A 2,202-nucleotide genomic window follows, 5' to 3' on the forward strand; every position below is an offset into this window, starting at 1 on the left:
ATGTCGGGCAGGGGCGGGCCCTCGCTGAGCGCGGGCACGGCGTCCGCGTCGGCCGTGGCCGGCAGACGCGACGTACCGGAGTGCCGCGCGGAGGAGCGCCCGGCCGCCGCGCCGAGGTGCAACCGGCCCAGGGGCTCGGCCGCCTCCTCCAGGCCCACGGTCACGGAGTCGACGCCGGGCAGCGCGGCCAGAGCTTCCCGCCAGCGCTCACCGAGAGCGGTGTCGATCCGCGGGAGCCGCTCCAGTGCCGGGACGTCCACGGTGCCCTCGGGGGTGCGGGGCAGCTCCGAGACGGCCACCAGGCGCGGTACGCGGCCGGGGTGCGCGGCGGTGCGCCGCAGTTCCTTCTCCGCCTGCTCGACGGCGGACTGCCGGGCCGGTACGGCCAGTACCGTCGGCCGCCCGTCCTCGTCGCCGCCGGGCGGCAGCACCAGGCAGTCGCGGATGCCGTCCAGCGCGAGCAGCGCCCGCTCCAGTGGCGCCGGGTCGAACGGCTCGCGCGCCGCCGCCGGGCCGCCGGCGGGCAGCTTCCGCGGTACGGGCATGTCGCTGACGCGCAGCCGGGGATCGGCGGCGACGGCGGTCAGCAGGGCCTCCCAGGCCCCGGCCAGAGCTTCGGCAGTGGCCGCTTCGAAGAGGTCCGCGCTGTATTCGAGGTGACAGCGGAGGCCGTCGGGGGTCCCGTCGGCGGTGTGCCGTTCCAGGACGTCGACGAAGAGGTCGAACTTGGCGGTGCCGGTCGCGCGGGGCTCCAGCGGTGCCTGATTGCCGCCCAGGCGCAGGAGGGCCTCGGTGTTGTTCTGCAGGGCCAGCATCACCTGGAACAGCGGGTGCCGGTCCGCGGTCCTGACCGGCTTGAGCTCTTCCACCAGGCGGTCGAAGGGCAGGTCCTGGTGGTCGTAGGCGGCCAGGTCGAAGGCCCGGACGCGGGCCAGGAGCTCGCGGAACTCCGGGTCGCCGGAGGTGTCGGTGCGCAGCACCAGGGAGTTGGTGATCAGCCCGATCATGTCGTCGAGGGCCTCGTCACCCCGCCCGGCCACGGGGGTGCCGACGGGGATGTCGGTGCCGGCGCCGCAGCGGGTGAGCAGGGCGGCCAGAGCGCTCTGCAACACCATGAACAGACTCACGTCGTGACTGCGAGCGAGGTCGAGCAGGCCGCGGTGGACGCCGGGGGCGATCTCCAGGGTCAGGTTGCCGCCACGGCGACTGGGCTCCTGCGGGCGCGCCCGGTCGGCGGGCAGGGAAAGCTCCTCCGGCAGCCCGGCCAACGCCTCCTTCCAGAACCGCATCTGGCGTGCCATCAGGCTGTCCGGTGACGTTTCCGCGAGCAGTTCGCGCTGCCACAGGGCGTAGTCGGCGTACTGGACGGTGAGGGCCTCCCACCGGGGTGCGTGGCCTTCGAGGCGGGCGGCGTAGGCGGTGGAGAGGTCGTCGGCGAGCGGGCGCAGGGACCAGCCGTCGGCGGCGCTGTGGTGCACGACGAGGACCAGGGTGCGGGCGCCGGACGGGTTCCCGTACAGGCCGGCCCACAGCGGAACGTCCCGCGTCAGATCGAAGGAATGACGTGCCGCGGCGGCGACATGGGCGTCGACCTCCTGCTGAGGGCAGTCGACGATCCGGAGGGCGGGCCGGACGGTGCCCGCGGGGAGGATCACCTGGCGGGGAGCGCCGTCGGTCTGCGGGAGCAGGGTGCGCAGGCTCTCGTGCCGGTCGGTGACGTCGGCCAGGGCGGCCCGCAGCGCGTCGTGGTCGACACCCTGCTCCAGGCGTACGACCAGCGGGATGTTGTACGTCGCGGAAGACGCGTCCAGCCGGCTCAGGAACCACATGCCCTGCTGCGCACTCGACAGCGGGACGTCATCCGGCCTGTCGACCGCGGTCAGCCGCGGCCGGTCCGCGGCACTCCCCGGGGAGTTCGGCAGGTGTGCGGCTATGGCGGCGGGGGTGGGGGTGGTGAAGAGGGTGGCCATGGCGATTTCGGTGCCGGTGGCGGTGCGCAGGCGGGTGCGGAGCTGGGTGGCGAGGAGGGAGTGGCCGCCGAGGTCGAAGAAGTTGTCGCTGGTGCCGACGGTGCCTGCCGGGAGGTGGAGGAGTTCTTCGTAGAGGTGGCAGACCAGGGTCTGGGCCGTGGTGGTGGGGGCCTGGCCGCCGGCTTCGGCGGTGAAGTCGGGGGCGGGCAGGGCTTTGGTGTCGAGCTTGCCG

General features: G+C 74.0%; 1 protein-coding gene. It reads right to left on the minus strand.

All coding sequences use genetic code 11. The features are described 5' to 3' along the window. Nucleotides 1-2,202: condensation domain-containing protein (locus tag ABZ951_RS33775; RefSeq protein WP_361281780.1), on the minus strand; the 2,202-nt coding region annotated here is incomplete at both ends.

Source organism: Streptomyces sp. NPDC046215 (assembly GCF_040646215.1).
In the GTDB taxonomy this organism is placed as follows: domain Bacteria; phylum Actinomycetota; class Actinomycetes; order Streptomycetales; family Streptomycetaceae; genus Streptomyces; species Streptomyces stramineus.